The sequence below is a fragment of the Pseudomonas entomophila genome (assembly GCF_029193575.1).
Taxonomy (GTDB): domain Bacteria; phylum Pseudomonadota; class Gammaproteobacteria; order Pseudomonadales; family Pseudomonadaceae; genus Aquipseudomonas; species Aquipseudomonas entomophila_G.
Genome location: NZ_JARGCS010000047.1, coordinates 233,405 through 257,447, shown reverse-complemented (window position 1 = coordinate 257,447; position 24,043 = coordinate 233,405). Strand labels below are relative to the sequence as shown.

The window sequence follows — 24,043 nt, the reverse complement described above, 5'->3', positions numbered from 1 at the left end:
GCCCCTACGGTCGCCCAGCCAACCTCGCCAGCTCGGCCTTGCGCCGATCCGCCGGCAACCGCCCCAGCGCCTCGACCCGCGCATAGAACCGCGTCCAATCCCCACCCACTTCCCGGAACAACGCCGCAAACGCCGGCACCCATTGGTCATACAGCCCGAACGGCAGCAGCTTGGCATTGCTCATCGGCCCGTACACCCAGGCATCGAAACGCCGATCACCGCCCCACTGGCCATCGCGCAGCGCCTTGTACGCCTGCCGCAACCGCTCGAACTGCGCCTGCTTGGCCGCGCGCTTGCCGGCATCGTCCAGTGGCCCCGCGTACACCGCCTGCAACCGCTCCCGCGTGGCCAGCACCAGCTGGGTGAATTGCTCACGCTGCCGCGCGCCCGTCTCATGAACCGCTGGCAGCCCACGCGCCACGCGCCATTGCCGCGAGCCTTCCTGCTCGACGAAGGTGGCGAAGGACTCGTTGAACGCCGTGTCGTCCTGCACATAGAACCGCTGGTGCGCCAGCTCGTGGAAGATCAACGACGCCAGCCGCTCATCCCCCCAACCGACCATCGACGAGAGGATCGGGTCGTCGAACCAGCCCAGCGTCGAATAGGCCTCCACCCCACCCAGGTAGACATCCAGCCCCTGCTCGCGCAGCAACGCCGCCGCGCCCCGTGCCGCCCCCTGGCGGTAGTAGCCGCGGTAGGCCACGCAACCGGCGATGGGGAAGCAATGGGTGACGGGCTGCAACGACAGCTCCGGCGTGGCGAACACGTTCCACACCACGTAGGGCCGGCCCAGGTCGGCATAGACGCGGTAGCTGCGGTTATCCGGCAGCTTCAGCTGCTCGCTGGCGAACACCCGCGCCTGCTCGGCCTGCAGCAGGCGCTGGCGCAGGGTGGGGTCGGTGGCGGGGTCCTGCAGCAGGCGCTCGACCGGCTGGCGGGCACGCAGCAGTTGCCATTGCCCCTCGGCCAGCTGGCCGTAGTAGCCGACGCTGCCACAACCGCTCAGCAGGAAGGCGGCCAACCCGGGAACCAACCCGCGGCGAACGCGGTCGAGTGCCCCAGGGCGTGAGCGTCGGAAAAGAAAAAGTCGAAACATCGCAGGCTGTCTATCTCGCTCATGGCCAGTGCGTTCAAGACTATCTTGCCCAAGGGGAGTTTCGCCATGCGTACACTGTTTGCCATTGGCACGCTCGTGCTGTTGTCCGGCTGCGCCAGCCTGCCAGACCCGGACCCGAACCAGGCCTGGGTCGACCTCGCGCCCCACGACGACACCTCGCTGCATGCCCTGCAAGTCGACGAACGCGACTGGGCCGACACGCGCTACTTCGAGGTGCAGCCTGGCCGCCACGAATTGACCGTGCGCTACCAGTTCCCGGTGGCGCCGAGCAACATCGGCCCGGTCGCCGAGCCGCTGTGGCGCGATTGCCAGCTGAACCTCACCTTCAAGGATTTCGGCGCCGGCCAGCGCTATCGCTTGCAAGCGGGCAGCATCGGCTTCAACCCTTGGGTGAAACTGTACGACGAACAGCAAAAACTGGTGGGCCGCGGCGAGCCGGCGGGCTGCCAGCGCACCTGATCGGCGCTATGCTTGTACCTTGTGAACCGCAAGCGGAGTTTCACCATGCGCCAGCCCATGATGCTGATCGCCCTCAGTGCGCTGGGGGCCTGCGCCAGCCCCTTGCCGCCCAAAGACCCGGAACAGGCCTGGGTCGACCTCTACACCATCACCCCCGGCCGCACGATCATGGCCGACAAGCTTGATGGCAAGCGCCTGAATGACGGGCGTTTCTTCCAGCTCACGCCGGGGCGGCATGAGCTGGTGGTGCGTTTCGACTACGAGATTTATGCCGGCGGTTTCTCCACCGATCCGACCGAGCGCACCTGCTACCTGACGGTGCGCTACGACCAGTTCAAGGCCGGTGAACGATACCGCCTGGAGGCGCGTGCGCCAGCGATGCAGCCGCAGGTGTTCCTGTACGACGCCAGCCGCAAGGTGCTGGTGGACGAGCCAAGCAACATATTCTGCATTCCTTGAGCGCGCAGCGGCCCGCTCGCGAGGCAAGCCCGCGCCGACAGGCCGCCGCTACCCATGAAAACGGCAGTGCGCCTGAAGCAGCGGGCTCGCTCCGCGATCGGGCCAGCGAAACCTACCGATCATTCTTCTGGTAAATGATCTTCTTCGTCCCCGCGTCACAGCTACCCACGACCATGTTCTGGTCGGTCACCTCGGCATTGGGCACGATCTCCAGCGTATAGGACGCCACCCCCGCAGCCTGGATCTTCGCCTCGATCTCGGCCTTGAGCTCCTCACAGGGCTTGACCGCCGCCAGCGCGGAGGACGCCAACAGGGAAGCCAGTACGGCGGTTGCTACGCGAATCATGGAAGGGCTCCTGAATGGGCAGCCACGCTGCCGATGCCCGTTAGACTACAGCAAACCCTTCCCGTTGCCGTGTCAGCTCAGCAAGGTCGCGTCGAGGCTGATCTTCGCATTCAGCACCTTGGACACCGGGCAGCCCGCCTTGGCCTTGTTGGCGATCTCCAGGAACTGCGCCTCGCTGGCGCCAGGCACCTTGGCCTTGAGCGTCAGGTGCACGGCGGTGATGGCGAAACCGTCGGGCTGCTTGTCGAGGCTGACCTCGGCAATGGTGTCGATGCGCTCAGGCGTCAGGTTCGCCTCACCCAGCATCATCGACAGCGCCATCGAGAAACACCCCGCGTGCGCCGCGCCGATCAGCTCCTCCGGGTTGGTGCCGGGCATGCCTTCGAAGCGCGTGTTGAAGCCGTAGGGGTTCTGCTTGAGTGCGCCGCTTTCGGTGGACAGCAGGCCCTTGCCGTCCTTCAAGCCACCTTGCCAGATCGCCGATGCTGTCTTTTTCATGATGCCTCCTGGACATTGTTGTGTGTGCCTTAGGTTCAGAGGCGCGCTTCGCACAGCAAGTTCAGATCAATCCAGGCCCAGCCATTGAATCCGCCGAATGCGCCCATACAGAGACCAAAAGGCCTTGGGCCAACCACCTTACGGAGGCTGCGATGACGCTGCTGCGTGACCTGAAGATTTCCACCCTCGACCTGGTGCCGGTGCGCGCCGACGGCGGCCCGGCGCAGTCGCTGCGCAACTCGCTGGATCTGGCCCAGCACGTCGAGCGCTTCGGCTACCACCGCTTCTGGGTGGCCGAACACCACAACATGGACGGCATCGCCAGCTCGGCCACCGCCGTGCTGATCGGCTACCTGGCCGGCGGCACCTCGCGCATCCGCGTCGGTTCCGGCGGGGTGATGCTGCCCAACCATGCGCCGCTGGTGATCGCCGAGCAGTTCGGCACCCTGGCCAGCCTCTACCCCGGACGCATCGACCTGGGCCTGGGCCGCGCCCCCGGCTCCGACCAAATGACGGCCCGCGCCCTGCGCCGCGAGCGCTCAGGCAGCGCCGACGACTTCCCCGACGACGTCGAGGAGCTGTCGCGCTACCTCGGCCCGCGCACCCCTGACCAGAAAGTGATCGCCGTGCCCGGCCACGACACCGAGGTGCCGCTGTGGCTACTCGGCTCCAGCCTGTTCAGCGCCCAACTGGCCGGCATGCGCGGCCTGCCGTATGCCTTCGCCTCGCACTTCGCGCCGCGCTACATGCACGAGGCGATTCGCATCTACCGCGACCATTTCCAGCCCTCGACAGTGCTGGACAAGCCCTACGTGATGCTCGGGGTGCCGATGGTGGTGGCCGAGACCGACGACAAGGCCGAGTTCCTCGCCACCTCGGTGTACCAGCGCATCCTCGCGCTGATCCGCGGCCAGAGCCTGATGCAGCGCAAGCCGGTGCCGAGCATGGACGGCCTGTGGCTGCCGCACGAGCGCGACGCGGTGGGTAGCTTCCTGGGCCTGGCGATGATCGGCAGCCCGCAGAAGGTGCGGGCCAAAGTGGAGGTGCTGCTGGAGCAGACCGGGGCGGATGAGCTGATCTTCACCTGCGACCTGTATGAGCATGAGGACCGGTTGCGCTCGTACGAGCTGTTGGCGCAGGCATTGAAAGGCCAGTAAACGCCATCGCGGGGCAAGCCCGCCCCCACAGGCACGGCGCGGTTCTCATGGACGACGCCGTGCCTGTGGGGGCGGGCTGCCCCGCGCTTGGATGCGCCGCTTAACCGCGGCGATAAACGATTTCCTTGGTGCCCGCCTCACAGGTGCCAATCACCTTGCCCGCCGGCTCACCCTTGTTGACGACCTCCAACGTATAGCCCTTGACCCCCTTGGCATCGAGCTTCGCCGCGATCTCCGCCTTGAGCTCCTCACACGGCTTGCCCGCCGCCAGCGCACCGCCGGCCAACATCATCAAGCCCACTGCCACCAACACTTTCTTCATCGCTCGCATTCCTTGTTCAGATCAAAAAAGCCGCAAAGGGCGCCAGCATCACGCCAGCACCCTTGATCTCTATGTACCCCATCCCGCGCGAACAGCGCTATCCCGGCGCTGTTTCAGCTATTGGCGATGCGGAAGCCGACCTTCAGGGTCACCTGGAAGTGCGCCGCCTTGTTGCCCTGGATATGCCCCCGGGTATCGACCACCTCGAACCATTCCAGGTGCTTGATGCTCTTGCCGGCCTCGGCCAGGGCGTTGTTGATCGCCTCCTCGATACTGGTGGTCGACGAGCCGACCAGTTCGATCTTCTTGTAGGTGTGGTGATCGGACATGACTGTTCTCCTTGAGTGACGTGCTGGATTGAGCCTAGCAGCGCCACCCCGGTTTACCGGCGAAAGTTCGATCGCACTTTTGCCGCGCCCGCCGGTCGCAACCTGTACACCTACTCAGCGAAGGAGAGTCCACATGGCCCGCAATGCGTTGCGCAAAACCTCACTGGAAAGCATGGAAGCCGAGATCGAGAGCCTGCTCAAGACCCTCGAAGACCTCAAGCACGATGCCTCGGAAGAGTCGCAAAAGACGATGAAGGCCCTGCGCGGCAACGCCCAGAACGCCCTCAAGCACTCGCGCAGCCTGCTCACCGACGCCTACGAGGAAGTGAAGACCCGCACCCGCGAAACCGGCCTCGCCACCCGCGACTATGCCCAGGAACACCCCTGGACCACCGCAGGCGTCGCCGTCGGCGCCGTCGGGCTGCTAGCCGCCTGGCTGCTGTGCCGACGCAACTAACCGACTTGGGCGCCTAGCTCATGGCGCAGCCATTGCGCCAATGGCTCGGCGCGCCCGTCGGCGGCGCGCCGCGGCACCCATAGCGCCAGAGCCGCCGGGGTCGGCGAGAACCCCCAGGGCGCTGCCAGCCGCCCGGCGCGCAGGTCGTCGGCCACCAGCGGTTGCGGGGCGATGGCCACCCCCAGCCCGGCCACGGCGGCCTCCAACAGATAATACAAGTGCTCGAACGCCTGGCCGAACACCAGTTCGCCAGGCGCCAGCCCGTGCTGCTCGGCCCATGTCGGCCAGGCCTGCGGGCGCGAGGTGGTGTGCAACAGCGTCTCGCCGAGCAAGGCCTGGGCGGGCGCCTGGCGCAGACGCTCGAAGCCGGGAAAGTGCGGGCTGAGCACCGGGCCGATACGCTCCTCGGCCAGCACATGCACCTGCATGTCAGCCGGCCACGGCGGCTCGGCGTACACCAGCAAGGCATCCAACCCAGGCCGGCGCGGGTCGAGGTCGCCCTCGCCAGCGGACAGGTGCAGGCGCAGCTCCGGCAGGTCGGCTTTCAAACGCCCCAGGCGCGGGATGAACCAGCGCGCCAGCAGGCTGCCGGAGCAGCCGAGGACGAACGGCGCCTCGCTGACGTCGCGGCTCAACTCGGCGCACACCCCACGCAGGCGGTCGAAGGCGTCGACGCTGGCGTCGCGCAGGCGGATGCCAGCATCTGTGAGTTTGACGCCGCGCCCATCCTTGACGAACAGGGCCACGCCCAGGTGCTCCTCGAGCACCTTGATCTGCCGGCTCACCGCACCGTGGGTCACGTTCAGCTGCTCGGCGGCCTGGCTGACGCTATTCAGCCGGGCGGTGGCCTCGAAGGCCCGCAGGGCGTTGAGGGGAGGGAGGTCCTGGCGCATGGAATATGTGAGTTTTCCTGACGTGTTTGCGCAATCTTATCGGTTTTCAGGGGGCGTTGCGCTGGGTAGAGTAGGCCCATCGATCAGTGGTGCCCCGCGATAAGGCCACCACCCCACCCCATCCCTACGCCCCTGGAGCGCCCCATGTCCCAGTCCCAATACCGCCCCGGCCCCGACGCCAACGGCCTGTTCGGCTCGTTCGGCGGCCGCTACGTGGCCGAAACCCTGATGCCCCTGGTCCTGGACCTGGCCCGCGAATACGAAGCGGCCAAGGCCGACCCCAAGTTCCTCGAAGAACTGGCCTACTTCCAGCGCGACTACATCGGCCGCCCGAACCCGCTGTACTTCGCCGAGCGCCTGACCGAGCACTGCGGCGGCGCGAAGATCTTCTTCAAGCGTGAAGAACTGAACCACACCGGCGCGCACAAGGTGAACAACTGCATCGGCCAGGTGCTGCTGGCCAAGCGCATGGGCAAGAAACGCCTGATCGCCGAGACCGGCGCCGGCATGCACGGCGTGGCCACCGCCACCGTCGCCGCGCGCTTCGGCCTGCCCTGCGTGATCTACATGGGCGCCACCGACATCGAGCGCCAGCAGGCCAACGTGTTCCGCATGAAGCTGCTGGGCGCGGAGATCGTGCCGGTCACCGCCGGCACCGGCACCCTGAAAGACGCCATGAACGAGGCCCTGCGCGACTGGGTCACCAACGTCGAAGACACCTTCTACCTGATCGGCACCGTCGCCGGCCCGCACCCGTACCCGGCGATGGTCCGCGACTTCCAGTCGATCATCGGCAAGGAAACCCGCGCCCAGCTGCACGAGAAGGAAGGCCGCCTGCCGGACAGCCTGATCGCCTGCGTCGGCGGCGGCTCCAACGCCATGGGCCTGTTCCATGATTTCCTCGAGGACGAAAGCGTGAAGATCGTCGGCGTCGAAGCCGGCGGCCACGGCGTGCACACCGACAAGCACGCCGCCAGCCTCAACGGCGGCGTACCCGGCGTGCTGCACGGCAACCGCACCTACCTGCTGCAGGACGACGACGGCCAGATCACCGACGCCCACTCGATCTCCGCCGGCCTGGACTACCCCGGCATCGGCCCGGAGCACGCCTACCTGCATGAAGTGAAGCGCGTGGAATACGTGAGCATCACCGATGACGAGGCCCTCGACGCCTTCCACGCCACCTGCCGCCTCGAAGGCATCATTCCGGCGCTGGAGAGCTCGCACGCCCTGGCCGAGGCGCTCAAGCGCGCGCCGACCCTGCCCAAGGACCACCTCATGGTGGTGTGCCTGTCCGGCCGTGGCGACAAGGACATGCAAACCGTGATGAACCACATGGCCGCCCAGGAGAAACAGGCATGAGCCGTCTTGAACAACGTTTCGCCGACCTGAAGGCCGAAGGCCGCTCGGCGCTGGTCACCTTCATCACCGCCGGCGACCCTGGCTACGATGCCTCGCTGGCGATCCTCAAGGGCCTGCCCGAAGCCGGCGCCGACGTGATCGAGCTGGGCATGCCGTTCACCGACCCGATGGCCGACGGCGTGGCGATCCAGCTCGCCACCCTGCGCGCCCTGGAAGCCGGGCAGACCCTGGCGAAAACCCTGCAGATGGTCCGTGAATTCCGCGTCGGCAACCAGACCACGCCGATCGTGCTGATGGGCTACTACAACCCGATCCACCGCTTCGGCGTGGAAAAGTTCGTCGCCGACGCCAAAAGCGCAGGCGTCGATGGCCTGATCATCGTCGACCTGCCGCCGGAGCACGACGCCGAGCTGGCCACTCCGGCCCAGGCCGCCGGCATCGACTTCATCCGCCTGACCACCCCGACCACCGACGACGTGCGCCTGCCGCGCGTGCTGGAGCGCAGTTCCGGGTTCGTCTACTACGTGTCGGTGGCCGGCGTGACCGGCGCGGGCTCGGCGACCACCGAGCACGTGAAGGAGGCCATCAGCCGCCTGCGCCGGCATACCGACCTGCCGATCAGCGTCGGTTTCGGTATCCGCACGCCGGAGCAGGCGGCGGCCATCGCCAAGCTGTCCGAGGGCGTGGTGGTCGGTTCGGCGCTGGTCGACAAGATCGCCCAGGCCAAGGATGCCGAGCAGGCGGTGAATGATGTGCTGAGCCTGTGCTCGGCGCTGGCCGAAGGCGTGCGCGGCGCCCGTCGCTGATTGCGCGTGGCTTTCTTCGCGGGCTCGCCCGCGAAGAACAGCCTGTGATCATTCGAAAATAGACAGTTTCAGCGGCCTGACCGCCCCCATCCAGATCGCATGATCGCGGTGGTCCACCAGGTCATCCCCGGTCAGCGGATGCAGGAACACCACCAACCCCTTCCGAAACAGCGCCAACCACGGCAGCACCACGCCCACCACCTCCGGCCCGAAGGCCAGTTGGCAGCTCCAGTCCGGGTGCGGCCCAACGGGGTTTTGGTGCATGCGGCCCATGGTCACGGGGAACAGTCGCGCGGCTTCTTCGCACAGTTGCCGGGCTTGCTCCTGGGTAGAGGCGTCGTAGTACACGTGGGCGTGGTAGCCCTTGATCCTTTGCACGGTAGCTCCTGAAATGCGGTGTGGCGGGGTGTGACTATACGCCGGTACGGCCTCATCGCGGGGCAAGCCCGCCCCCACAGGTACCACGCCGTTCTCATGGACGACGCCGTACCTGCAGGGCGGGCTTGCCCCGCGATGGCGTCATGGGATACCCCGTTCCCGCTCCAGCCAATCGACGAACCGCTCGATCAACGCCCCGCGCCGCTTGCGCGGCGGCAGCACCATGTAATACCCCCGCGCCGAACGCAAGCTGCCCACCCACGGCCGGCACAGCAACCCTTGCTCCACCAACCCATCGACCAGGTGCGCCCAGCCGATCGCCACCCCCTGGCCGGCAATCGCAGCCTGGATCAGCAGCGTGTAGTTGTCGAACCGCAACTGCCCCGCCGCCGGTGGGCTGGAAAGCCCCAGCCCCTTGAACACCCCTGCCCAGTCGAACCAACGGCTGGCCTGCTCGCCGCGCAGGTGCAGCAACGGCAACTGCTGCAAGGCCTCCGCCGGCATCGCCTGGCCCGCCACCAGGCGCGGGCTGCACACAGGGAACACCTCTTCGTCGAACAACCACCGGCTCTCGCCCTGGTGAAAGCGACCATCGCCGAACAGCACCGCCACATCGATGTCCGGTCGCAACATGCCCTGGCTGCGCTCACCGGTCACCAGGCTCACGTCCACCTGTGGATAAGCCTCATGAAAACGCTGCAGCCGAGGCATCAACCAGAACGCCGCGAAGGCGAAGTCGGTGGCCACCTGCAACACCTCGCGCTGGCCCCGGCCGCTCGCCTCGGCGATGCCCTCGTCCATGGCCTGCAACCCTTGGTGCACCTGTTCGAACAACACCTGGCCCGCCTCGGTCAATGCGATGCCCCGGTAGATGCGGTCGAACAACCGCGTGCCCAGCTGCGCCTCCAGGCGCTTGACCTGCTGGCTCACCGCCGGCTGGGTGGTGCCCAGTTCCAGCGCCGCCGCAGTGAAACCGCGCAGGCGGGCGGCGGCCTCGAACACGCGCAAGGTGTCCAGCGACAGGTCGGCAAGGTGCTCGAACATAAGCGTGGCTAATCCCAGTCATTGCCCGTCGTGGGCTTTACCCATGTTATCCACAGCCGCATCCTCGTTCGCAAGCGATTCCCATAATCCTCGACGATGGAAGGCAGCTATGAAACGCCCCAACATCCTGTTCATCATGGCCGATCAGATGGCCGCCCCCTTGCTGCCGATCTACGCCCCCTCGCCGATCAAGATGCCGCACCTGGCCAAGCTCGCCGAGCAGGCCGTGGTGTTCGACGCCGCCTACTGCAACAGCCCGCTGTGCGCGCCGTCGCGCTTCACCCTGGTCAGCGGCCAGTTGCCCAGCCGTATCGGGGCCTACGACAACGCCGCCGACTTCCCCGCCGACGTGCCCACCTACGCCCACTACCTGCGCCGCCTCGGCTACCGCACCGCGCTGTCGGGCAAGATGCACTTCTGCGGCCCTGACCAGCTGCACGGCTACGAGGAACGCCTGACCAGCGACATCTACCCCGCCGACTACGGCTGGGCGGTGAACTGGGACGCGCCCGACGCGCGCCCGAGCTGGTACCACAACATGTCCTCGGTGTTGCAGGCCGGGCCCTGCGTGCGCACCAACCAGCTGGATTTCGACGAAGAGGTGGTGTTCAAGGCGCGCCAGTACCTTTACGACCACGTGCGCGACAACGATGGCCGGCCGTTCTGCCTGACCGTCTCCATGACCCACCCCCACGACCCGTACACCATCCCCAAGCGTTACTGGGATCGCTACGAGGGTGTGGATATCCCGCTGCCGCGCGCCGAGTTCGCCGACCACCAACAGGATCCGCACGCCCAGCGCCTGCTCAAGGTCTACGACCTGTGGGGCAAGCCGCTGCCTGTGGATAAAGTCCGCGACGCCCGCCGCGCCTACTTCGGCGCGTGCAGCTACATCGACGACAACATCGGCCAGTTGCTGCAGACGCTGGAGGACTGCGACCTGGCCGACGACACGCTGATCGTGTTCTCCGGCGACCACGGCGACATGCTTGGCGAGCGCGGGCTCTGGTACAAGATGCACTGGTTCGAGATGTCGGCGCGGGTGCCGCTGCTCATTCACGCGCCCAAGCGCTTCGCCCCGGCGCGCGTGGCGGCCAGCGTATCGACCTGCGACCTGCTGCCGACCCTGGTCGAGCTTGCCGGTGGCCGCGTGGAAGCGCACCTGCCCCTCGATGGCCGCTCGCTGCTCGGCCACCTGCAAGGGCAGGGCGGGCATGACGAGGTGATCGGCGAGTACATGGCCGAAGGCACCGTCGGCCCGCTGATGATGATCCGCCGCGGCCCCTACAAGTTCGTGTACAGCGCAGAGGACCCATGCCTACTCTATGACCTGAGCCGCGACCCGCACGAGCGGGAGAACCTCACCGGCAGCCCGGACCACCAGGCGCTGCTGCAGGCATTCGTCGATGAAGCCCGCCAACGCTGGGACATGCCCGCCCTGCGCGAGCAGGTGCTGGCCAGCCAACGGCGCCGCCGCCTGGTGGCCGAGGCGCTTTCCATCGGCACGCTGAACAGCTGGGACCACCAACCCCTGGTGGACGCCAGCCAACAGTACATGCGCAACCACATCGACCTCGACGACCTCGAGCGCAAGGCACGTTATCCACAGCCCGCCCCCCTGGATTGATTTGAGTAGAGAGGCCGCAATGAAGACGTTCTCCACCGCCGTGCTCGCCCTGGCCCTGGGCCTGGGTACCGTCACGGCCCACGCCGCCGACAGCGACGCGCAATGCAGCACCGTGAAGATGGCCGACCCCGGCTGGAGCGATATCGCCTCCACCAACGCCGTGGCCCGCCTGCTCCTGGAAAGCCTGGGTTACCAGGTGAAGATCGACAGCCTGGCCGTGCCGATCATCTACGGCGGCCTCAAGGACGGGCGCGTCGACGCCTTCCTCGGCAACTGGATGCCGGCCCAGCAGGGATTCCATGACAAGTTCATCGCCAGTGGCGAAGTGAAACGACTGGCCCGCAATCTGGAAGGCACCGAATTCACCCTCGCAGTGCCGGACTACGTATGGAACGCCGGCGTGAAGGACTTCGCCGACCTGCAAAAGCACGCAGACCAATTCGACAGGAAGCTCTACGGCATTGGCTCCGGCGCGCCGGCCAACCTGTCGCTCAAGGCGATCATCGACAAGAACGACTTCCAACTCGGGCAGTGGAAACTGGTCGAGTCCAGCGAACAGGCGATGCTCGCCCAGGTGGATCGCGCGGTGAAGAAACAGCAGTTCATCACCTTCCTGGGCTGGACCCCGCACCCGATGAACGTGAAGCTGAAGATGCATTACCTCACGGGCGGCGAGCAGTGGTTCGGCAGCAAGGGCGAGGTGTATACCCTGGTGCGCAATGGTTATCCACAAGCCTGCCCGAATGCGACGAAGCTGCTGAGCAACCTGACGTTCTCGCTGGAGATGGAGAACGCGATCATGGCCGAGGTTGTGGATAAGAAGGTAAGTTTCGACGCGGCGGCGAAGGCCTGGGTGAAGGCGCACCCGCAGCTGCTGGAGGGCTGGCTGGCGGGGGTGACCACCAAGGCCGGCGGTGATGCCCACGATGCCGTGAAAACCAAGCTGTAACGACGCGCCTCCTTGTAGGCGCGGGCTTGCCCCGCACCTGCAAGGGGCCAGTAACGTCAAGGACATGCCATGACCCACCTGCTCCCGTTCCTCACCTGGCTGCCCCGGCAATCGCGCCGCAGCCTGCGCCAGGGCCTGCTGGTGGGCCTGGGCGGCGCGATCCTCGCCCTGCCGCAATCCATCGCCTACGCCCTGATCGCCGGCCTGCCCGCCGAATACGGCCTGTACGCCGCCATCGTGCCGGTGCTGGTGGCCTGCCTGTGGGGTTCGTCCTGGCACCTGATCTGCGGCCCGACCGCCGCCATTTCCATCGTCCTCTATGCCAGCGTCAGCCCCTTGGCGGTGGCCGGCAGCGGCGACTACATCACCCTGATACTGCTGCTGACCTTTCTCGCCGGGGTATTCCAACTGCTGTTGGGGCTGCTGCGCTTCGGGGCGCTGGTGAATTTCGTGTCGCATTCGGTGGTGCTCGGCTTCACCCTCGGCGCGGCGGTGGTGATCGCCCTGGGCCAACTGCCGAACCTGCTGGGCCTGGACCTGCCCAGCCAGGCCACCGCGCTGAAGACCGTCCAGGCGCTGTTCAGCCACGCCGGCGAAGTTGACTTGGCATCACTGGCCCTGGGCCTGGCCACCGTACTGATCGGCGTGGCGCTCAAGCTCTGGCGTCCGCGCTGGCCGAGCTTGTTGATCAGCCTGCTGCTGGTGTCGCTGGCGGCCTGGCTGCTGCCCGCTCACTTCGGCCATGTGCCGCGCGTGCCGGCCTTCAGCGGCCAGTTGCCGCCGCTGAGCCCGCTGCCGCTGCTGGACCTGGAGCTGATCCTGCGCCTGCTGCCCAGCGCCGTGGCGGTGGGCATGCTTGGGCTGGTCACCAGCCTGTCGATCGCCCGCTCGCTGTCGGCGCGCTCCGAGCAGTTGATCGACGCCGACCAGGAGATCCGTGCCCAGGGCTTTTCCAACGTGATCGGCGCGTTCTTTTCCGGCTACCTGTCGGCCGGCTCGTTCACCCGCTCGGGCCTGAGCTTCGATGCCGGCGCCCGCTCGCCCATGGCCGGGGTGTTCTCGGCGCTGTGGGTGGCGGCGTTCGCGGTGGCCGGCGCCGGGCTGATCGCGCACCTGCCGATCCCGGCGATGGCCGGCAGCATCCTGTTGATCTGCTGGGGGCTGGTGGACCATCGCGGCATCCGCGCGCTGTTCCGGGTCAGCCGTTCGGAGTTCCTGGTCATGGCCCTGACCGCCGCCGCCACCTTGTTGCTGGAATTGCAGACGGCGATCTACGCCGGGGTGCTGGCGTCGCTGTTCTTCTACCTCAAGCGCACCTCACGGCCACGGGTGCAACAAAGCAGGGAAGGCGAGGCGGACGTGCTGCGGGTGGGTGGGTCGATCTTCTTCGGCGCCGCGCATTACCTGCAGGTGCGCCTGCAACGCTGCCAGGGGCCGCAGGTGGTGATCGATGCGCGGCAGGTGAACTTCATCGATTACTCGGGGGTGGACATGCTGCACCGCGAGGCGCGGCGGCTGAGGCGCGGCGGGGGGAGTTTGACCCTGCAGCGCGCACGCCCGCAGGTGATCGAGGAGTTGCAGAAGCTGGAGGGGGCCGCGTCGTGCCCAATCCGCTTCGAGGACTAGGGCCAGGGGCCGCTGTGCGGCCCGATCGCGGGGCAAGCCCGCGATGAGGCCGCCACCTTACCCCCGCGCCAGCTGCCGCCGCAGCTCATCCAACACCGGCCCGGTCTCAGGCCTGACGCCACGCCACACATAGAACGCCTCGGCCGCCTGCTCAGCCAGCATCCCCAAGCCATCCAGCACCTTCGCCGCGCCCAGGCGGCTGGCCCACTGGCAGAACGGCGTCGGCTCCTTGCCGTACATCATGTCGTAGCACACCGTGCGCCCCGCCTCGACCAGGCTCTCGGCAATCGGCGGCAGCTCGCCCGACAGGCTCGCCGAGGTGGCGTTGATGATCACGTCCACCGGCTCCTGCAACCAGGCAAACCCGCTGGCCACCACCGGCCCCAGCGCATCGAACTCACGCGCCAGTTGCTCGGCCTTTTCCACCGTGCGGTTGGCGATCACCAGCGACTGCGGCTTGTGCGCCAGGATCGGCGCCAGCACGCCACGCACCGCGCCGCCGGCACCGAGGATGAGAATGCGCTTGCCGGCCAGCTCGACGCCGGCATTCACCGTCAGGTCGCGCACCAGGCCGGCGCCGTCGGTGTTGTCGCCACGCAACGTGCCATCGGGCAGTTTCACCAAGGTATTCACCGCCCCCGCGCGCTGGGCGCGTTCGGTGAGGCTGTCGCACAGGCGGAAGGCCTCTTCCTTGAACGGCACGGTGACGTTGGCGCCGCTGCCCTGCTTGAAGAAGCCCCGGGCGCAGTCGCTGAAATCGTCCAGCGGCGCCAGCAGGGTGCTGTATTCAAGGGCCTGGCCGGTCTGGTCGGCGAACAGGCGGTGGATCAACGGCGACTTGCTGTGGCCGATGGGGTTGCCGAAAACGACGTACTGGTCCATGGGGGCTCCTTGGTTAACCACAGGGCTCACTGGCCGAGCCAATCGCGGTCGGTGAGGAAGTACTCGGTCAGGCGCGCTTCCTCGCTGCCCGGCGCGGCCTTCCAGTCGTAGCCCCAGCGCACCTGCGGCGGCAGCGACATGAGGATCGACTCGGTGCGCCCGCCCGATTGCAGGCCGAACAGCGTGCCACGGTCGTACACCAGGTTGAACTCCACGTAGCGCCCACGGCGGTACTCCTGGAATTCACGCTGCTGCGCGGTGTAGGGGGTGTGCTTGCGGCGCTGGACGATCGGCAGGTAGGCCTCGACGTAGGCGTCGCCGATGGCGCGGATGAACGCGAAGCAGGTGTCGAAGCCCCACTCGTTGAGGTCGTCGAAGAACAACCCGCCGATACCGCGCGGCTCGCCGCGGTGCTTGAGGTGGAAGTAGCGGTCGCACCAGGCTTTGTAGCGCGGGTAGACGTCGGCGCCGAACGGCGCGCAGGCCTGCTCGGCGACGCGGTGCCAATGGATGCAGTCTTCCTCGTTGCCGTAGTACGGGGTCAGGTCGAAGCCGCCGCCGAACCACCACACCGCTTCCTCGCCTTCCTTCTCGGCGATGAAGAAGCGCACGTTGGCGTGGGAGGTCGGCACGTACGGGTTGTGCGGGTGGATCACCAGCGACACGCCCAGCGCCTCGAAGCCACGGCCCGCGAGCTCCGGGCGGTGCGCACTGGCCGACGGCGGCAGGCCGGCGCCGAACACATGGGAGAAGTTGACCCCGCCTTTCTCGACCACCTTGCCCGCGCCGATCACCCGCGTGCGGCCACCGCCGCCGGCCTCGCGCACCCAGGCATCCTCGACGAAGCGCGCGCCGCCGTCTTCGTTCTCGATGGCAGTGCAGATGCGGTCTTGCAGGTCGAGCAGGTAGGCCTTCACGGCCTCGGTACGGCTGGTCATCGGATCACCTGGAAAGGCAGGGGGAAAGTCGCCGCGTAGCATACCACCGGCCAGGCGCGCGCCGCAGTTGACGCCGATCAGGCAAAGGCGTCCGATAGAAGGCTTTGCGACCCCGACGACAGGAGTGTGTGATGGCCAAGCGAATCCAGTTCAGCCAGCATGGCGGCCCGGAAGTCCTGCAACTGGTCGAATTCGACCCTGCGCCGCCCGGCCCGCAGCAGGTGCGCGTGCGCAACCAGGCCATCGGCCTGAACTTCATCGACACCTATTTCCGCAGCGGGCTGTACGCCCCACCCTCGCTGCCTTCGGGCCTGGGCACCGAAGGCGCCGGGCTGGTCGAGGCGGTGGGCGAAGGCGTCACCCGGCTCAAGGTTGGCGACCGCGTGGCCTACGCCGGTGGCCCGCTGGGCGCGTACAGCGAGGTGCACACGCTGCCCGAAGCCAACCTGGTGAAGCTGCCCGGCGACATCAGTTTCGAGCAGGCGGCGGCGGTGATGCTCAAGGGCCTGACGGTGCAGTACCTGCTCAAGCAGACCTACGCGGTGCAGCCGGGCGACGTGATCCTGTTCCACGCCGCTGCTGGCGGCGTGGGCTCGCTGGCGTGCCAATGGGCCAAGGCGCTGGGCGCCAAGCTGATCGGCACGGTCAGTTCCGCCGAGAAGGCTGAGCGCGCCAAGGCCCTGGGCGCGTGGGCGACCATCGACTACAGCCACGAGGACGTGGCCAAGCGCGTGCTGGAGCTGACCGACGGGCAGAAGTGCCCGGTGGTGTACGACGGTGTCGGCGCCGACACCTGGCTGACCTCGCTGGACTGCCTGAAGCCGCGCGGGTTGATGGTGAGCTTCGGCAATGCCTCGGGGGCGGTGAGTGGGGTGAACCTGGGGATCCTGTCGCAGAAGGGTTCGCTGTATGTCACCCGGCCGACGCTGGGGTCGTATGCCAACAACGCCGAGAACACCCAGGCGATGGCCGACGACCTGTTCGGCATGATCGGCAGCGGGCGGTTGGTAGTGGATATCCAGCAGCGCTATCCGTTGGCCGAGGCAGCGAAGGCGCAGGCCGAGTTGTCGGCGCGGCGCACGGTGGGGTCGACGGTGCTGCTGCCCTGATTGCCGGGGCCGCTCTGCGGCCCCATCGCGGGCACGCCCGCTCCTACAGGTACCGCGCTGAATTCAGAATCAGCGGTTACCTGTAGGAGCGGGCTTGCCCCGCGATGGGGCCCGTTCAGCCAACAGGCCTTTTCGCCAATGCCGAGGACTCGATGCCCTCGAGCATCGCCTCCACCAACCCTTCCGCCATCTCGACCGAATGCAGGCTCGCCCAGTACATGCCGCGGCCTTCATCGCGCAGGTAGTCGAGCGCCTTCATGCCGGTGTCGTAGGCGCAGCGCAGGTAGAGCGCCACGTGCACCAGGGCGTCGTGGGCTTCAATGTCTGGGTTTACGGTGAACAGCGGCGGGTGGCCGGCATCGCAGCGGCCGAAGGGGTGGGTGGTGGTGTCGGGGAGGGGTGGGTCAGGGACTATCTTGTTCATGATTGCTCCAGTGATGGAGCTGACACCCATTCGTTACCACACGATTGGGTGGCAGCTGTACGCGGGGTGGTAAACCGGACTGGAGGCATTCCCGGCAGGCAAAAGCCTCCCGCGCACAGCCGCCATAAGCGGCGCTGCCCCAGAAACACCGGGTTACCACACCCGATCGCCAAGTTGTTCGGCGACGCTCTGGAGCCTAGAGGTACGAGTTCCCACGGAGAAGGTGATGACGGTCGACAGGGTGCGTAGGATATTTCCCTAATTCCTCGCACCCCATCAGAAAACCCTGAATCGACGCCACTCCTACAGGGGGGCGGCGGCGTTTTCAGCCGGGGCGCACGACTTCGCCGGTCGCCAGGTCACGAATCACGCTCGGGTTCTTGCGCCCACCCAACGCCCCGCCCAGCACCAGGTCCAGCTGCCCGCGGAAATACTGCTCCACCCGCAAGCGGGTCTTGGCCGCTGGCCGGCCGCCGGGGTTGCACGAGGTGGAAATCAACGGCCCTACCAACGCGCACAGCTCGCGCACCAGCGGGTGGTCGCTGACCCGCAGCGCCACGGTGTCGTGCTGGCCGGTCACCCATTCGGGCAGCAGGTCCTGGTGCGGCACCAGCCAGGTGTTCGGCCCCGGCCAGGTGGCGCCCATGCGGTCGATCCAGTCCTGGGGGAAATCCTCGAACAGGAAGTCGAACTGGTGGATGTTGTCGGCGATCAGGATCAAGCCTTTATCCACAGGCCGCGATTTCAGCGCCAGCAGGCGGTACACCGCGTCCTCGTTCCACGGGTCGCAGCCCAGGCCCCAGACCGCTTCCGTCGGGTAAGCGATCACCGCACCGGCCCGAATCTCACGCGCGGCTTGCTGCACACGCCAACTGCTCACCATTGCTGTCTCTCCGCATAAAGGCTGATGCGCAGTTTACTTAGCCCGGCCGGGCAAACCAACGCCCGGCTTCACGGCTGACGCGCCCCTCCAGCTCCAGCTCGGTCAGGCTGGCCAGCACCTGCGCCAGCGGCTGGCCGCTGTTGTGGGCGAGGGCTTCGGTGGTCTGTGGCGCGACCACCAGCAGCGCGAGCAAGGGGTGGGCGGGGGTTTCCGCAAGCGCCGGCGGCAGGTTCTGCCAGCCGCGCAGGCTGTCGAGGATCTGCTCGACGCTTTCCACCAGCAACGCACCCTCGCGGATCAACTGGTGGCAGCCCTTCGCACCGGGGTGATGAATCGACCCGGGAATGGCGTACACCTCGCGCCCCTGCTCGGCCGCCAGGCGCGCGGTGATCAGCGAACCGCTGGCCAGGCTCGCCTCCACCACCAGCACGCCCAGCGACAGCCCGCTGATGATCCGGTTGCGCCGGGGGAAGTTGGCGGGTTGCGGATCGGCATCCAATGGAAACTCGGAAACCACCGCGCTACCGCTGTCGATCATCGCTTGCGCCAGGTTGCGGTGGCGCTGTGGATAAAATTTTTCTAGCCCGGTACCCAGCACGCCTATGGTGCCCCCGCCGGCCGCCAATGTGGCCCGATGAGCGGCACCGTCGATGCCCAGGGCGAGGCCGCTGGTGATGGTGAAACCGGCCTGGGAAAGACAGCGGGCGAAGGCGGCGGCGGTGTCGAGCGCAGGGGGCGAGGCGCGGCGGCTGCCGACGATCGCCAACTGCGGGCGCTCGAGCAAACCAGGGTTTCCGGCGACGAACAGCAGCGGTGGCGGGTCGTCGATTTCGCCCAGCAGGGCGGGGTAGCCGGGGCTGTCCCACATCAGCAAATGCTGGCCGGAGCGCTCTAGCCAGGCCATCGCGGCGCTGGCCGCATCGCGTATCTCAGCGCTGCGGCGAGCCTCGGCGCTGACCGGCGGCAAGCCCAAGGCACGCCAGGCGCTGGCCGGTGCGGCGAGGGCCGACGAGGCGCTGGCGAAGGCCTTGATCAGGGTGCGAAAGCGCTGCGGGCCGACCTCGGGAAGGCGATGCAGACGCAATCGCGCTTCCAGTTCGGCGGGCGGGCATTGGGCGGAAAGAGGCGCAGGCATGGCGGATCATCCTTGATCGGCGTGGGGTCATCCACGTGGCACAAGCTGTGGATAACTTTGTTGATAATACTTTGACAAGCTGTCCATTAAGGGGCGGTTCGTGCCTCATCACGGGGCAAGCCCGCGCCTACAGGTACGGCGGCGTCCTCGAGGACGGCGCTGTACCTGTGGGAACGGGCTCGCCCCGCGAGGGGCCACCCCCTCAAACCCTAGCCGAGCAATCCCAGGTGCCGAATGCGCCAATACCCTTTATTATGTGTGCTCAGTTTTCAACCAAACGCACAGTGACTGCCTGACCCCTATGGCCATTCTGAACATCCTCGAATTCCCCGACCCACGCCTGCGCACGATCGCCAAACCGGTAACCGAGTTCGACGACGCCCTGCGCCAGCTGATCGACGACATGTTCGAAACCATGTACGAAGCGCCCGGCATTGGCCTGGCCGCCACGCAGGTCAACGTGCACAAGCAGGTCGTGGTGATGGACCTGAGCGAAGACCGCAGCGAGCCGCGGGTCTTCATCAACCCCAGCGTCGAAGAGCTGACCCACGACATGGGCCAGTACCAGGAAGGCTGCCTGTCGGTGCCCGGCTTCTACGAGAACGTCGACCGCCCACTGCGCGTGCGGGTGAAGGCCCAGGACCGCGACGGCAAGCCCTACGAGCTGGAAGCCGAAGGCCTGTTGGCGGTGTGCGTGCAGCACGAGTTCGACCACCTCAACGGCAAGCTGTTCGTCGACTACCTGTCCCAACTCAAACGCGACCGGATCAAGAAGAAGCTGGAAAAGCAGCACCGCCAGCAAGCCTGATCCCCACCTTCCAAAGGCTTGCTCCGGCAAGCCTTTTTCTTTTTTGAAGCGAGAACTCCATGCGCATCGTCTTCGCAGGCACCCCAGAGTTTGCCGCCGAACACCTCAAGGCCCTGCTCGACAGCCCTTACGAGATCGTGGCCGTCTACACCCAGCCCGACCGCCCGGCCGGCCGTGGCCAGAAGCTCATGCCCAGCCCGGTCAAGCAGCTGGCGCTGGCCCACGACATCCCCGTGCTGCAGCCGCCGACCCTGCGCAACGCCGAAGCCCAGGCCGAGCTCGCCGCCCTCGCGCCTGACCTGATGGTGGTGGTCGCCTACGGCCTGATTCTGCCGCAGGCGGTGCTGGACATCCCGCGCCTGGGCTGCATCAACAGTCACGCCTCGCTGCTGCCGCGCTGGCGCGGCGCGGCGCCGATCCAGCGCGCCGTGCAAGCGGGCGACGCCGAGAGCGGCGTGACCGTGATGCGCATGGAAGCGGGCCTGGACACCGGCCCGATGCTGCTCAAAGTCACCACCCCGATCAGGTCCGACGACACCGGCGGCACCCTGCACGACCGCCTCGCCGAACTGGGCCCGGGCGCGGTGGTGCAAGCCATCGCCGGCCTGGCCGACGGCAGCCTGCACGGCGAGGTGCAGGACGACGCCCTGGCCACCTACGCGCACAAGCTGAACAAGGACGAAGCCCGCCTCGACTGGAGCCGCCCGGCTGTCGAGCTGGAGCGCCTGATCCGCGCCTTCAACCCCTGGCCGGTGTGCCACAGCACACTCGACGGCGAAAGCGTGAAAGTGCTCGCGGCGACGTTATCCACAGGCCATGGCGCCCCCGGCGAGATCCTCTCGGCGAGCAAGGACGGCCTGGTGGTCGCCTGCGGTGACCAGGCCCTGAGCCTGACCCGCCTGCAACTGCCCGGCGGCAAGGCCCTGGCCTTCAGCGACCTGTTCAACAGCCGCCGCGAGCAGTTCGCAAGCCACAAGGTGCTCGGCCAATGAACCCACGCCTGGCCGCCGCCCGCGCCCTGGCCGCCGTGCTCAGCGGCAAGGCCTCGCTGAACAGCTCGTTGCCGGCGCAACTGGACAAGGTCGAGGAGCGCGACCGTGGCCTGGTCCAGGACCTGGCCTTCGGCACCGCCCGCTGGCAACCGCGCCTCGAACTGCTAGCCGCGCAACTGCTGCAAAAGCCCTTCAAGGCCGCCGACGCCGACGTGCAGGCGCTGCTGCTGGTCGGCCTGTACCAGCTGTTCTACACGCGCATCCCGGCCCACGCCGCCCTCGGCGAGACCGTCGGCTGCGCCGACAAGCTGAAAAAGCCCTGGGCCAAGGGCCTGCTCAACGCCGTGCTGCGCCGCGCCCAGCGCGAAGGCGAGGCGCTGCTCGCCGAGATGGAGCGCGACCCGGTGGTGCGCACCGCCCACCCACGCTGGTTGCAGAAGGCGCTGAAAGCCTTCTGGCCCGACCAGTGGGAAGCGATTTGCGCTGCCAACAACGCGCACCCGCCGATGATCCTGCGGGTCAACCGCCGCCACCACAGCCGCGACGCCTACCTGGCGCTGCTGGCCGAGGCGGGCATCGGCGCCAGCCCGTGCCGCTACAGCCGCGACGCCATCGTGCTGGATGCAGCCTGCGACGTGCGCGGCCTGCCGGGCTTCGCAGACGGCTGGGTCAGCGTGCAGGACGAAGCCGCGCAACTGGCCGCCGACCTGCTCGAACTGGCCCCCGGCCAACGCGTGCTCGACGCCTGCTGCGCCCCTGGCGGCAAGACCTGCCACCTGCTCGAAGCCGAGCAGGGCCTGGGCGAGGTGGTGGCCATCGACCTGGAAGCCAAGCGCCTGGCGCGGGTGCGCGAGAACCTCGACCGCCTCAAGCTCGACGCCCAATTGATCGCCTGCGACGCCCGCGACACCGCCAGCTGGTGGGATGGCAAGCCATTCCAGCGCATCCTGCTCGACGCGCCATGCTCGGCCACTGGCGTGATCCGCCGCCACCCGGACATCAAGTTGACCCGCCAGGCCGACGACATCCCGGCCCTGGCCGCGCTGCAAGGCGAGCTGCTCGATGCCCTGTGGCCGACCCTGGAAGTGGGCGGCATGCTGCTCTACGCCACCTGCTCCAGTTTGCCGACCGAGAACACCGAGGTGATCGACGCGTTCCTCGCCCGCACCCCGGGCGCCCGTGAGCTGGACCTGGCCACCGAAGCCGGCCTGCGCCAGCCCCACGGCCGCCAGTTGCTGGCCCAGGAAGGCGGCCACGACGGGTTCTACTATGCCAAGCTGATCAAGATCGCCGCCACGCGCGGATAAGAACAAGAAGGGTAGGGAGTAGCGGATGAAGATCATCATCCTGGGTGCGGGGCAGGTCGGCGGCACGCTGGCCGAGCACCTGGCCAGCGAAGCCAACGACATCACCGTGGTCGACACCGATGGCGAGCGCCTGCGCGACCTCGGCGACCGCCTGGACATCCGCACGGTGCAGGGCCGGGGCTCGCTGCCGACGGTACTGCGCCAGGCCGGCGCCGACGACGCCGACATGCTGGTCGCGGTGACCAACAGCGACGAAACCAACATGGTCGCCTGCCAGGTGGCCTATTCGCTGTTCCACACCCCGACCAAGATCGCCCGGGTGCGCGAATCGGCGTACCTCACCCGCGAAGAGCTGTTCCACAACGACCACATCCCGGTGGACGTGCTGATCAGCCCCGAGCAGGTGGTGACCAACTACATCAAGCGCCTGATCGAACACCCCGGTGCCCTGCAGGTGATCGACTTCGCCGAGGGCAAGGCCCAGCTGGTGGCGGTCAAGGCCTACTACGGTGGCCCGCTGGTGGGCCAGCAACTGCGCCAGATCCGCGCGCACATGCCCAACGTCGACACCCGCGTGGCGGCGATCTTCCGCCGCGACCGGCCGATCAAGCCGCATGGCGACACGGTGATCGAGGCCGACGACGAGGTGTTCTTCATCGCCGCGAAGAAGGACATCCGCGCGGTGATGGGCGAGCTGCGGCGCATCGACGAGAGCAACAAGCGCGTGGTCATCGCCGGCGGCGGACAGATCGGCGAGCGCCTGGCCGAGGCCATCGAGAGCCGCTACCAGGTGAAGATCATCGAGATGAACCCGGCACGCTGCCGCTACCTTTCGGACACCCTGGAAAGCACCGTGGTGCTGCAAGGCAGCGCCTCGGACAAGGACCTGATGCTCGAGGAGAACATCGCCGAGGCCGATATCTTCCTGGCCCTGACCAACGACGACGAGGCCAACATCATGTCGTCGCTGCTGGCCAAGCGCCTGGGCGCGCGCAAGGTGATGACGCTGATCAACAACCCCGCCTACGTCGACCTGGTGCAGGGTGGCGACATCGACATCGCCATCAGCCCGCAGCTGGCGACCATCGGCACCCTGCTGGCCCACGTGCGCCGTGGCGATATCGTCAGCGTGCACTCCCTGCGCCGTGGCGCGGCCGAGGCGATCGAGGCGGTGGCGCATGGCGATTCGAAGTCGAGCAAGGTGATCGGCAAGGCCATCGAGGACATCGCCCTGCCGCCGGGCACCACCATCGGCGCGATCATCCGCGACGAGCAAGTGCTGATCGCCCACGACGACACGGTGATCGAGGCGGGGGACCATGTGATCCTCTTCGTTGTGGATAAAAAGCATATTCGCGACGTGGAAAAGCTGTTCCACGTGGGTTTGAGCTTCTTCTAAGGGAGAGACGGCATGCGCGAGTCGCTGGAAAAGATGCTGGCCAAGGGTGTGGATAACGCCCTGCTGCGTTTCGGCCTGGGCAAGGCCTGGCTGGACGAAGGCAACGGCGCCGAAGCAGCCGTGCACCTGGCGCGCTGCGTGGAGCAGGACCCGAAGTATTCGGCGGCGTGGAAGTTGCTGGGCAAGGCGTATCAGCTGCAAGGCGACACGGCGGCGGCGCGCAAGGCATGGGAGGAGGGCATCGTGGCGGCCCAGGCGCATGGCGACAAGCAGGCCGAGAAGGAGATGGCGGTGTTCCTGAAGAAGCTGAACAAGGCCTGAGCGCAACGCTGCCCCT

General features: G+C 67.2%; 28 protein-coding genes. 15 read left to right on the top strand and 13 right to left on the bottom strand.

Annotated features, from left to right (window positions below):
* Window positions 1–4: 4 nt before the first annotated feature.
* Window positions 5–1,096, bottom strand: a complete 1,092-nt coding sequence (locus tag P0Y43_RS22660) for an aminopeptidase (RefSeq protein WP_275639496.1) — start codon at window positions 1,094–1,096, stop codon at window positions 5–7.
* A gap of 66 nt (window positions 1,097–1,162) precedes the next feature.
* On the opposite strand from P0Y43_RS22660, the gene P0Y43_RS22655 reads away from it, so the two are divergent.
* Window positions 1,163–1,576, top strand: coding sequence for a hypothetical protein (locus tag P0Y43_RS22655; protein ID WP_275639495.1), 414 nt, complete (start codon window positions 1,163–1,165; stop codon window positions 1,574–1,576).
* Between the two features lie 45 nt (window positions 1,577–1,621).
* Window positions 1,622–2,035, top strand: coding sequence for a hypothetical protein (locus P0Y43_RS22650; protein ID WP_275639494.1), 414 nt, complete (start codon window positions 1,622–1,624; stop codon window positions 2,033–2,035).
* Between the two features lie 112 nt (window positions 2,036–2,147).
* On the opposite strand, the gene P0Y43_RS22645 is transcribed toward P0Y43_RS22650, so the two are convergent.
* Entirely contained in the window at window positions 2,148–2,381 is a 234-nt protein-coding gene (locus P0Y43_RS22645) for a DUF1161 domain-containing protein (protein WP_275639493.1), read from the bottom strand.
* A 72-nt stretch (window positions 2,382–2,453) separates the two neighbouring features.
* On the bottom strand, window positions 2,454–2,879 hold the full coding sequence (locus P0Y43_RS22640; protein WP_275639492.1) for an OsmC family protein: 426 nt from the start codon (window positions 2,877–2,879) through the stop codon (window positions 2,454–2,456).
* A 152-nt stretch (window positions 2,880–3,031) separates the two neighbouring features.
* Between P0Y43_RS22640 and P0Y43_RS22635 the strand changes: the two genes are divergently transcribed.
* A complete protein-coding gene (locus tag P0Y43_RS22635) occupies window positions 3,032–4,036 on the top strand; it encodes an LLM class flavin-dependent oxidoreductase (protein WP_275639491.1) in 1,005 nt (334 codons plus the stop codon).
* 100 nt (window positions 4,037–4,136) lie between these two features.
* Here the strand turns inward: P0Y43_RS22635 and P0Y43_RS22630 are convergent, their stop codons facing one another.
* Window positions 4,137–4,358, bottom strand: a complete 222-nt coding sequence (locus P0Y43_RS22630; RefSeq protein ID WP_275639490.1) for a DUF1161 domain-containing protein — start codon at window positions 4,356–4,358, stop codon at window positions 4,137–4,139.
* 113 nt (window positions 4,359–4,471) lie between these two features.
* On the bottom strand, window positions 4,472–4,687 hold the full coding sequence (locus P0Y43_RS22625) for a dodecin (protein ID WP_275639489.1): 216 nt from the start codon (window positions 4,685–4,687) through the stop codon (window positions 4,472–4,474).
* Between the two features lie 133 nt (window positions 4,688–4,820).
* Here P0Y43_RS22625 and P0Y43_RS22620 point away from each other — a divergent pair, with 133 nt between their 5' ends.
* On the top strand, window positions 4,821–5,144 hold the full coding sequence (locus tag P0Y43_RS22620; RefSeq protein ID WP_275639488.1) for a DUF883 family protein: 324 nt from the start codon (window positions 4,821–4,823) through the stop codon (window positions 5,142–5,144).
* Here the strand turns inward: P0Y43_RS22620 and P0Y43_RS22615 are convergent.
* Window positions 5,141–6,037, bottom strand: a complete 897-nt coding sequence (locus P0Y43_RS22615; protein ID WP_275639487.1) for a LysR family transcriptional regulator — start codon at window positions 6,035–6,037, stop codon at window positions 5,141–5,143. The two genes, P0Y43_RS22620 and P0Y43_RS22615, sit on opposite strands and share 4 nt — an antisense overlap.
* Window positions 6,038–6,181: 144 nt before the next feature.
* On the opposite strand from P0Y43_RS22615, the gene trpB reads away from it, so the two are divergent.
* Window positions 6,182–7,399, top strand: coding sequence for a tryptophan synthase subunit beta (gene trpB, locus P0Y43_RS22610; protein WP_275639486.1), 1,218 nt, complete (start codon window positions 6,182–6,184; stop codon window positions 7,397–7,399).
* Complete coding sequence (gene trpA / locus P0Y43_RS22605) at window positions 7,396–8,205, top strand: tryptophan synthase subunit alpha (RefSeq protein WP_275639485.1); 810 nt, start codon at window positions 7,396–7,398, stop codon at window positions 8,203–8,205. The genes trpB and trpA overlap by 4 nt, the downstream gene beginning before the upstream one ends.
* A gap of 48 nt (window positions 8,206–8,253) precedes the next feature.
* Here the strand turns inward: trpA and P0Y43_RS22600 are convergent, their stop codons facing one another.
* Entirely contained in the window at window positions 8,254–8,583 is a 330-nt protein-coding gene (locus tag P0Y43_RS22600) for a DOPA 4,5-dioxygenase family protein (protein WP_275639484.1), read from the bottom strand.
* Window positions 8,584–8,724: 141 nt separating this feature from the next.
* Complete coding sequence (locus P0Y43_RS22595; protein WP_275639483.1) at window positions 8,725–9,627, bottom strand: choline sulfate utilization transcriptional regulator; 903 nt, start codon at window positions 9,625–9,627, stop codon at window positions 8,725–8,727.
* Between the two features lie 109 nt (window positions 9,628–9,736).
* Here P0Y43_RS22595 and betC point away from each other — a divergent pair, with 109 nt between their 5' ends.
* The 3 genes from betC (at window position 9,737) to P0Y43_RS22580 (ending at window position 13,829) form a co-directional block, all read left to right on the top strand.
* A complete protein-coding gene (gene betC, locus P0Y43_RS22590) occupies window positions 9,737–11,254 on the top strand; it encodes a choline-sulfatase (RefSeq protein WP_275639482.1) in 1,518 nt (505 codons plus the stop codon).
* Between the two features lie 19 nt (window positions 11,255–11,273).
* Entirely contained in the window at window positions 11,274–12,203 is a 930-nt protein-coding gene (gene choX, locus P0Y43_RS22585) for a choline ABC transporter substrate-binding protein (protein WP_275639481.1), read from the top strand.
* Window positions 12,204–12,272: 69 nt separating this feature from the next.
* A complete protein-coding gene (locus P0Y43_RS22580) occupies window positions 12,273–13,829 on the top strand; it encodes a SulP family inorganic anion transporter (RefSeq protein ID WP_275639480.1) in 1,557 nt (518 codons plus the stop codon).
* A 57-nt stretch (window positions 13,830–13,886) separates the two neighbouring features.
* On the opposite strand, the gene aroE is transcribed toward P0Y43_RS22580, so the two are convergent.
* Both aroE and hemF read right to left on the bottom strand, forming a co-directional pair.
* Window positions 13,887–14,711, bottom strand: a complete 825-nt coding sequence (gene aroE / locus P0Y43_RS22575) for a shikimate dehydrogenase (RefSeq protein ID WP_275639479.1) — start codon at window positions 14,709–14,711, stop codon at window positions 13,887–13,889.
* 26 nt (window positions 14,712–14,737) lie between these two features.
* Complete coding sequence (hemF, locus tag P0Y43_RS22570) at window positions 14,738–15,649, bottom strand: oxygen-dependent coproporphyrinogen oxidase (RefSeq protein WP_275639478.1); 912 nt, start codon at window positions 15,647–15,649, stop codon at window positions 14,738–14,740.
* 131 nt (window positions 15,650–15,780) lie between these two features.
* Between hemF and P0Y43_RS22565 the strand changes: the two genes are divergently transcribed.
* Window positions 15,781–16,758 (top strand): NADPH:quinone reductase, encoded by a 978-nt coding sequence (locus P0Y43_RS22565; protein WP_275639477.1) that lies wholly within the window; start codon window positions 15,781–15,783, stop codon window positions 16,756–16,758.
* A gap of 115 nt (window positions 16,759–16,873) precedes the next feature.
* Here the strand turns inward: P0Y43_RS22565 and P0Y43_RS22560 are convergent, their stop codons facing one another.
* The 3 genes from P0Y43_RS22560 to dprA form a co-directional block, all read right to left on the bottom strand.
* Entirely contained in the window at window positions 16,874–17,182 is a 309-nt protein-coding gene (locus P0Y43_RS22560) for a DUF3077 domain-containing protein (protein ID WP_275639476.1), read from the bottom strand.
* Between the two features lie 325 nt (window positions 17,183–17,507).
* Window positions 17,508–18,065, bottom strand: coding sequence for an L-threonylcarbamoyladenylate synthase (locus P0Y43_RS22555; protein WP_275639475.1), 558 nt, complete (start codon window positions 18,063–18,065; stop codon window positions 17,508–17,510).
* Between the two features lie 37 nt (window positions 18,066–18,102).
* Window positions 18,103–19,200, bottom strand: coding sequence for a DNA-processing protein DprA (gene dprA, locus P0Y43_RS22550; RefSeq protein WP_275639474.1), 1,098 nt, complete (start codon window positions 19,198–19,200; stop codon window positions 18,103–18,105).
* A 301-nt stretch (window positions 19,201–19,501) separates the two neighbouring features.
* Between dprA and def the strand changes: the two genes are divergently transcribed.
* The 5 genes from def to P0Y43_RS22525 are packed head-to-tail and all read left to right on the top strand — an operon-like array spanning window position 19,502 to window position 24,027.
* Window positions 19,502–20,008: a peptide deformylase gene (def, locus tag P0Y43_RS22545; RefSeq protein ID WP_166890575.1), complete on the top strand. Its 507-nt coding sequence runs from the start codon at window positions 19,502–19,504 to the stop codon at window positions 20,006–20,008.
* A 59-nt stretch (window positions 20,009–20,067) separates the two neighbouring features.
* Window positions 20,068–21,000 carry a methionyl-tRNA formyltransferase gene (fmt, locus tag P0Y43_RS22540; RefSeq protein WP_275639473.1) on the top strand — a complete coding sequence of 311 codons (933 nt, stop codon included), beginning with the start codon at window positions 20,068–20,070 and terminating at the stop codon, window positions 20,998–21,000.
* Complete coding sequence (rsmB, locus tag P0Y43_RS22535) at window positions 20,997–22,307, top strand: 16S rRNA (cytosine(967)-C(5))-methyltransferase RsmB (protein ID WP_275639472.1); 1,311 nt, start codon at window positions 20,997–20,999, stop codon at window positions 22,305–22,307. Before fmt ends, rsmB begins: the two co-directional genes overlap by 4 nt.
* A 25-nt stretch (window positions 22,308–22,332) precedes the next feature.
* Window positions 22,333–23,706: a Trk system potassium transporter TrkA gene (trkA, locus tag P0Y43_RS22530; protein ID WP_275639471.1), complete on the top strand. Its 1,374-nt coding sequence runs from the start codon at window positions 22,333–22,335 to the stop codon at window positions 23,704–23,706.
* A gap of 12 nt (window positions 23,707–23,718) precedes the next feature.
* A complete protein-coding gene (locus P0Y43_RS22525) occupies window positions 23,719–24,027 on the top strand; it encodes a tetratricopeptide repeat protein (RefSeq protein ID WP_275639470.1) in 309 nt (102 codons plus the stop codon).
* Window positions 24,028–24,043 lie beyond the last annotated feature (16 nt).

What these genes read in the sequence shown, in the direction of transcription:
- trpB (WP_275639486.1), top strand. Translation starts at nt 6,182, where the DNA reads ATGTCCCAGTCCCAATACCGCCCCGGCCCCGACGCCAACGGCCTGTTC.
- P0Y43_RS22650 (WP_275639494.1), top strand. Translation starts at nt 1,622, where the DNA reads ATGCGCCAGCCCATGATGCTGATCGCCCTCAGTGCGCTGGGGGCCTGC.
- P0Y43_RS22525 (WP_275639470.1), top strand. Translation starts at nt 23,719, where the DNA reads ATGCGCGAGTCGCTGGAAAAGATGCTGGCCAAGGGTGTGGATAACGCC.
- def (WP_166890575.1), top strand. Translation starts at nt 19,502, where the DNA reads ATGGCCATTCTGAACATCCTCGAATTCCCCGACCCACGCCTGCGCACG.
- P0Y43_RS22615 (WP_275639487.1), bottom strand. Translation starts at nt 6,037, where the DNA reads ATGCGCCAGGACCTCCCTCCCCTCAACGCCCTGCGGGCCTTCGAGGCC.
- trkA (WP_275639471.1), top strand. Translation starts at nt 22,333, where the DNA reads ATGAAGATCATCATCCTGGGTGCGGGGCAGGTCGGCGGCACGCTGGCC.
- P0Y43_RS22625 (WP_275639489.1), bottom strand. Translation starts at nt 4,687, where the DNA reads ATGTCCGATCACCACACCTACAAGAAGATCGAACTGGTCGGCTCGTCG.
- P0Y43_RS22565 (WP_275639477.1), top strand. Translation starts at nt 15,781, where the DNA reads ATGGCCAAGCGAATCCAGTTCAGCCAGCATGGCGGCCCGGAAGTCCTG.
- dprA (WP_275639474.1), bottom strand. Translation starts at nt 19,200, where the DNA reads ATGCCTGCGCCTCTTTCCGCCCAATGCCCGCCCGCCGAACTGGAAGCG.
- hemF (WP_275639478.1), bottom strand. Translation starts at nt 15,649, where the DNA reads ATGACCAGCCGTACCGAGGCCGTGAAGGCCTACCTGCTCGACCTGCAA.
- P0Y43_RS22655 (WP_275639495.1), top strand. Translation starts at nt 1,163, where the DNA reads ATGCGTACACTGTTTGCCATTGGCACGCTCGTGCTGTTGTCCGGCTGC.
- P0Y43_RS22555 (WP_275639475.1), bottom strand. Translation starts at nt 18,065, where the DNA reads ATGGTGAGCAGTTGGCGTGTGCAGCAAGCCGCGCGTGAGATTCGGGCC.
- fmt (WP_275639473.1), top strand. Translation starts at nt 20,068, where the DNA reads ATGCGCATCGTCTTCGCAGGCACCCCAGAGTTTGCCGCCGAACACCTC.
- P0Y43_RS22645 (WP_275639493.1), bottom strand. Translation starts at nt 2,381, where the DNA reads ATGATTCGCGTAGCAACCGCCGTACTGGCTTCCCTGTTGGCGTCCTCC.
- aroE (WP_275639479.1), bottom strand. Translation starts at nt 14,711, where the DNA reads ATGGACCAGTACGTCGTTTTCGGCAACCCCATCGGCCACAGCAAGTCG.
- P0Y43_RS22580 (WP_275639480.1), top strand. Translation starts at nt 12,273, where the DNA reads ATGACCCACCTGCTCCCGTTCCTCACCTGGCTGCCCCGGCAATCGCGC.
- P0Y43_RS22620 (WP_275639488.1), top strand. Translation starts at nt 4,821, where the DNA reads ATGGCCCGCAATGCGTTGCGCAAAACCTCACTGGAAAGCATGGAAGCC.
- trpA (WP_275639485.1), top strand. Translation starts at nt 7,396, where the DNA reads ATGAGCCGTCTTGAACAACGTTTCGCCGACCTGAAGGCCGAAGGCCGC.
- P0Y43_RS22635 (WP_275639491.1), top strand. Translation starts at nt 3,032, where the DNA reads ATGACGCTGCTGCGTGACCTGAAGATTTCCACCCTCGACCTGGTGCCG.
- betC (WP_275639482.1), top strand. Translation starts at nt 9,737, where the DNA reads ATGAAACGCCCCAACATCCTGTTCATCATGGCCGATCAGATGGCCGCC.
- choX (WP_275639481.1), top strand. Translation starts at nt 11,274, where the DNA reads ATGAAGACGTTCTCCACCGCCGTGCTCGCCCTGGCCCTGGGCCTGGGT.
- P0Y43_RS22560 (WP_275639476.1), bottom strand. Translation starts at nt 17,182, where the DNA reads ATGAACAAGATAGTCCCTGACCCACCCCTCCCCGACACCACCACCCAC.
- P0Y43_RS22595 (WP_275639483.1), bottom strand. Translation starts at nt 9,627, where the DNA reads ATGTTCGAGCACCTTGCCGACCTGTCGCTGGACACCTTGCGCGTGTTC.
- P0Y43_RS22630 (WP_275639490.1), bottom strand. Translation starts at nt 4,358, where the DNA reads ATGAAGAAAGTGTTGGTGGCAGTGGGCTTGATGATGTTGGCCGGCGGT.
- P0Y43_RS22660 (WP_275639496.1), bottom strand. Translation starts at nt 1,096, where the DNA reads ATGTTTCGACTTTTTCTTTTCCGACGCTCACGCCCTGGGGCACTCGAC.
- rsmB (WP_275639472.1), top strand. Translation starts at nt 20,997, where the DNA reads ATGAACCCACGCCTGGCCGCCGCCCGCGCCCTGGCCGCCGTGCTCAGC.
- P0Y43_RS22640 (WP_275639492.1), bottom strand. Translation starts at nt 2,879, where the DNA reads ATGAAAAAGACAGCATCGGCGATCTGGCAAGGTGGCTTGAAGGACGGC.